The organism is Geminicoccus sp., assembly GCF_035556675.1.
Classification (GTDB): Bacteria; Pseudomonadota; Alphaproteobacteria; order Geminicoccales; family Geminicoccaceae; genus Geminicoccus.
Map to the genome: position 1 here is coordinate 1 of NZ_DATMFZ010000079.1, position 5053 is coordinate 5053.

Annotated in this window: 4 protein-coding genes; 1 reads left to right on the forward strand and 3 read right to left on the reverse strand. The window is 70.3% G+C overall.

Annotated elements, in window-relative coordinates; all coding sequences use genetic code 11:
• Nucleotides 1–67 precede the first annotated feature (67 nt).
• Complete coding sequence (locus tag VNS22_RS06315; protein ID WP_325730714.1) at nucleotides 68–1231, forward strand: mandelate racemase/muconate lactonizing enzyme family protein; 1164 nt, start codon at nucleotides 68–70, stop codon at nucleotides 1229–1231.
• Nucleotides 1232–1243: 12 nt separating this feature from the next.
• Here the strand turns inward: VNS22_RS06315 and VNS22_RS06320 are convergent, their stop codons facing one another.
• The 3 genes from VNS22_RS06320 to VNS22_RS06330 form a co-directional block, all read right to left on the reverse strand.
• On the reverse strand, nucleotides 1244–2425 hold the full coding sequence (locus VNS22_RS06320; RefSeq protein WP_325730716.1) for a Gfo/Idh/MocA family oxidoreductase: 1182 nt from the start codon (nucleotides 2423–2425) through the stop codon (nucleotides 1244–1246).
• A gap of 65 nt (nucleotides 2426–2490) precedes the next feature.
• On the reverse strand, nucleotides 2491–3582 hold the full coding sequence (locus VNS22_RS06325; protein ID WP_325730718.1) for an ABC transporter ATP-binding protein: 1092 nt from the start codon (nucleotides 3580–3582) through the stop codon (nucleotides 2491–2493).
• Nucleotides 3579–4889 carry an FAD-dependent oxidoreductase gene (locus VNS22_RS06330; RefSeq protein ID WP_325730719.1) on the reverse strand — a complete coding sequence of 437 codons (1311 nt, stop codon included), beginning with the start codon at nucleotides 4887–4889 and terminating at the stop codon, nucleotides 3579–3581. The genes VNS22_RS06325 and VNS22_RS06330 overlap by 4 nt, the downstream gene beginning before the upstream one ends.
• Nucleotides 4890–5053 lie beyond the last annotated feature (164 nt).

The following is a 5053-nucleotide window of genomic DNA, read 5'->3' on the forward strand; positions in this document are numbered from 1 at the left end:
CGGTAAGGCCGATACCCGCACCTGCGGCCAGGCCATCGCCGACGCGATCGCCTGAGGAAGACCGCCCATGAGGATCACCGACATCCGCGAGAAGACGGTCTCGATCGCCTCGCCCATCGCCAACGCCTATATCGACTTCTCCAAGATGACCTGTTCGGTCGTGGCCGTGGTCACCGACGTCGTCCGGGACGGCAAGCCGGTGGTCGGCTACGGCTTCAACTCGAACGGCCGCTACGGCCAGGGTGCGCTGATGCGCGACCGCTTCATCGCCCGCGTGCTGGAGGCCGACCCGGCGAGCCTGGTCGACGAGGCAAACGACAACCTGGATCCGTTCGCGATCTGGGCGACCCTCATGAAGAACGAGAAGCCGGGCGGCCACGGCGAGCGCTCGGTCGCCGTGGGCACGATCGACATGGCAGTCTGGGACGCGGTGGCCAAGATCGCGGGCGTGCCGCTCTACAAGCTCCTGGCCGACCGCTACCGCGGCGGCGTGCACGACGAGAGCGTCTGGGTCTATGCCGCCGGCGGGTACTACTACCCCGGCAAGGACCACGCCCGGCTCCAGGAGGAGATGCGGGGCTACCTGGAGCGCGGCTACCGCGTCGTGAAGATGAAGATCGGTGCGGTGCCGCTGGCGGAGGACATCGCCCGGATCGAGGCGGTCCTGGAGGTCGTGGGCGAGGGCCGGAACCTCGCGGTCGACGCGAACGGCCGGTTCGACCTCGAGACGACGCTCGCCTATGCCGAGGCGCTGAAGCCCTACGACCTGTTCTGGTTCGAGGAGGCGGGCGACCCGCTCGACTACGAGATCCAGGCGCGTCTGGCCGAAGCCTACGACCGCCCGATCGCGACGGGCGAGAACCTGTTCTCGCACCAGGATGCCCGCAACCTCCTGCGCTATGGCGGGATGCGGCCCGAGCGCGACTGGCTGCAGTTCGACTGCGCCCTGTCCTATGGCCTGGTCGAGTATCTGCGCACGCTCCAGGTCATGGAGGAGCTCGGCTGGTCGCCCCGCCGGGTCGTCCCGCATGGCGGCCACCAGATGTCGCTCAACATCGCCGCCGGCCTCCATCTGGGCGGCAATGAGAGCTACCCCGACGTGTTCCAGCCCTTCGGCGGCTTTGCCGACCGGATCGAGGTCCAGGATGGTCGGGTGGGCCTGCCGGACATCCCCGGCATCGGCTTCGAGGCCAAGGCCGATCTCTACCGGGTCATGCGCGAGCTGGCCTGAGGCCCCTCCGGCTCACGGCCGCAGCCGGCAGTCCGCCCAGGTCCCGGTGCGCTGGCTCTCCAGGGCGCCCGCGATGAACGCCATGCCGGCGGCACCATCGCGGACCGTCGGGAACTCCAGCGCCAGCGGATCGGCGGGGACGCCGGTGCGGCGGGCGGCGATGGCCTCGGCCACGTCACGGTAGAGGTTGGCGAACGCCTCCTGATAGCCTTCGGGATGGCCGATCTCGACCCGGACCAGCCGCTCCGCCTCGGGCAGGAGGGCGCCGTGCAGCCGCCGGGTCAGGATCTGCTCGAAGCCGCTCAGCCGGCGGTGGCGCAGCTCGTTCGGCCGCTCCTGGTGCCATTCCAGCCCGCCCAGCTCGCCGAAGATCCGGAAGGACAGGCCGTGCTCCGCGCCGGCCGCGGCATTGGTCACCCACATCGTGCCCGGCACCCCACCGCTCCAGCGCTGCAGCACCGCGCCGTAGTCATGCGCCTGGCGCCCGGGCACCACCGCATGCAGGTCGGCCAGCACCGCCTCCAGCTCCAGGCCGGACACGAATGCGGCCAGATGATGGGCATGGGTGCCGATGTCGCCCAGGATCAGCGATTCCCCGCACAATGCGGGGTCGAACCGCCAGCCGCGCCTGGCCGGGTCGGCCTCGACCAGCGTGGCGTTGTGCCCCTGCACATAGGTGGTGTGGACCTGGCGGATCAGGCCCAGCACGCCGTTGCGCACCATGGCCTGCGCCTGGCGGACCATCGGGTAGGCGCTGTAGTTGTAGGTGGTGCAGAACACCAGGCCGCTCGCCTCGGCCGCCCGCACCAGCGCCAGGGCATCGTCCAGCGTGGTGGTCAGCGGCTTGTCGCAGATCACGTCCAGCCCGGCGGCCAGCGCCGCACGGGCGGCGGCGGCATGATGAGCGTTCGGGCTCATGATCGCGACCGCCTCGATGCCGTCCCCCCGGCCGGCCTCGCCCGCGAGCATCGCCGGAACATCGGGATAGCAGCGTTCCGGATCCAGGCCGATGGCGATGCCGGCAGCCCACCCGCGGCCGGGATCGGAGGACAGCGTGCCGGCGGTCAGGACGAAGCGCCGGTCCAGCAGCGCCGCAGTGCGGTGGACGGGGCCGATGAAGCCGTGGCTGCCGCCCACCAGGCCCAGCCGGATCGGCCGGCCAAAGGCCGCGAACGCGCTACCCTGTTCCGCCATGACACCGCATCCTCCCCTGCTTCAGCCATGACCCGCCGAGGGTGACCACCTCCCGATCGGCCCCCTCAGGCGGGAGCTGTCTCCGCAGGCAGCAGCACCCCGTCCTCCGCCCGCCACACCAGATGGACCTCGTCCCCTTCGGCGGGGCGGAACTCCGGCCTGGCCGGCGCATAGGCCGACACGGTGCCGGCACCCGGTACCTCCACCTGATAGAGCGCGCGGTCGCCGAAATAGGTGCGGATCTGCAGGCGCCCGGACAGGCAGTTCCACCCGTCACCCGGCGATGCCGCGCATACCTGGATATCCTCGGGCCGCAGCAGGAGGCTCAAGCCCTGGCCTGCCTCAGGCGCCTTGCCGGCATGCCGGCAGGGCCGGCCACCGACCTCGATCCGGCTGCCCGGTCCCTCGGCCGCCAGCACGCGCGCCGGCAGGAAGTTGCTGCGCCCCAGGAACTCGGCCACGAACCGGTTGTCCGGCCGCTCGTAGAGCGTTTCCGGCGGGCCCACCTGCATCAGCCGGCCGTGGTCGAGCACGGCCACCTGGTCGGACATGGTCATGGCCTCGTCCTGGTCGTGGGTGACATAGACGAAGGTGGTGCCCAGCCGGCGATGGATGCGGCGCAGCTCGATCTGCAGGTCGGCGCGCAGCTTGCGGTCGAGCGCGCTCATCGGCTCGTCCAGCAGCAGGAGGTCGGGCTCGAACGCGAGGGCCCGGGCCAGCGCCACGCGCTGCTGCTGCCCGCCGGACAGTTCGGCCGGCTTGCGGTGGGCCAGGTGGCCGAGCTGCACCAGCTCCAGCATCTCCCGCACCCGGGCCTCGATGCGGCTCTTGTCCCAGCGGCGGACCTTGAGCGGGAAGGCCACGTTGTTCGCGACGGTCATGTGCGGGAACAGCGCATAGCCCTGGAAGACCAAGCCGAAATTGCGCCGCTCGGCCGGCAGGTCGGTGATGTCGGTGGCACCCAGCAGGAGCCGGCCCTCCGAGCAGCGCTCGAAGCCGGCCAGGACCTTGAGCAGCGTGGTCTTGCCCGAGCCGGACGGGCCCAACAGGGTCAAAAAGCTGCCGCGCTCGATGTCGAGCGAGACGTCGTACAGCACCTGGTGGCGGCCATAATGCTTGCTCAGGCGCTCCAGGCGCAGCCGGTCGTGCGTGGTCATGCGGCCACCTTCTGGTCGAGCCGGCGGCGGATCCGGTCGGTCCAGCGATAGGCCGTGCCTACGATCGGCAGAAACCAGGGCCGGCCGCCATAGCCCGGCATGGTGTTGAACGGAATGGCGCCGAGCCCGCCCATCTCCTTGCCATCGGCGAGCATCGCGCGGGCGGCGCGATCAGCCAGATAGCTCAGCATGGGCACACCGCTGCCGTTGCAGCCGCAGGCGTAATAGACGCCCTCGTGCCGGCCGAAATGGGGCAGCCAGTCGAAGGCGAAGGCGACGTTGCCGAACCAGCCATGGCTCAGCTTCACGCCCTTGAGCTGGGGGAACACGTCGGTCAGGAACTCGTGGAGCTTCAGGGCACTGGTGCGCGCGTCGACGTCGCGGAAGCTGGCCCGGCCGCCGAACAGGATGCGCTTTTTGTCGGGCGAGCTGCGATAATAGTAGAGGATGCGCTTGGTGTCCGCGAGCGGCCGGCCGCCCGGGATCAGCTCCGCGACGTTCGGCAGTTCCTCGGTCGCGATCATGTAGCTGCGGACGGGGATCAGCCGGCGCTGGAACCAGGGCGTGGCGGCCCCGGTATAGCCGTTGGTCATCACCATGATCCGCCGGCAGTCGATGGCCCCGTCCGTCAGGATCGCGGTGAAGCGGTCGCCTTTGCGCTCGATGCCGGCGAGCTCGACACCAGAGATCAGCTTCACCCCCAGCTGCTCCGCCACGGCGCGCAGCCCGGCATGGTATAGGCCGGGATGGAGCTGGCCGGCATCGCCATAGACATAGCCGCCGGCATAGATCGAGGTGGCGAGCTCGGTGCGCACCTGGTCGGGCGGCACCAGCCGGTTGCGGGCCTGCTGCTCGGGCGGAAGGGCGGCGTGCTCGGCGGCGAAGGCCCGGTAGTCGGCGCTGGTATGCGCGCCGATGAACATGCCGCGCTGTTCCAGGCTGCAGTCGATGCCGAGGCTTTGGATGCGCTCGACGATGAACGGATAGACGGCCTGGAAGTCCGCGGTGATCTCGGCGGCGCGCGCTTGGCCGAACTGGCGCACCAGGGCCGGCCCCGAGACCTTGGAGCCGCCGCTGAGCTGGCCGCCATTGCGCGTGCTGGCCCCTTCCCCGATCAGCCCCCGCTCGATCACCGTCACCTGGACCCCGGCCTGCGCCAGCGTGATCGCAGCATTTAGGCCGGCAAGACCGGAGCCGACGATCAGGCAGTCGACATCGGTCAGCGTCGAGGCCGCCAGGCCCGGCCGCGGCGGGGCCTGCAGCCACCAGTAGGGCGTCTCGACGAAGTCTTGGGCAAACGGGCTCATCGCGTTTCCGTGGTTCGTTGCGCCGCTTGGCCGGGACGGCCGAGCCAGCCGAGAGCGGCGAGGAAGAGGGCGGAGGTGCAGGTCAGGAGCACGGCCACCGCGACGATGGTCGGCTGCAGCTTGTCGCGCAGGCTGCCGAACAGGACGACCGGCAGAGTGATGCT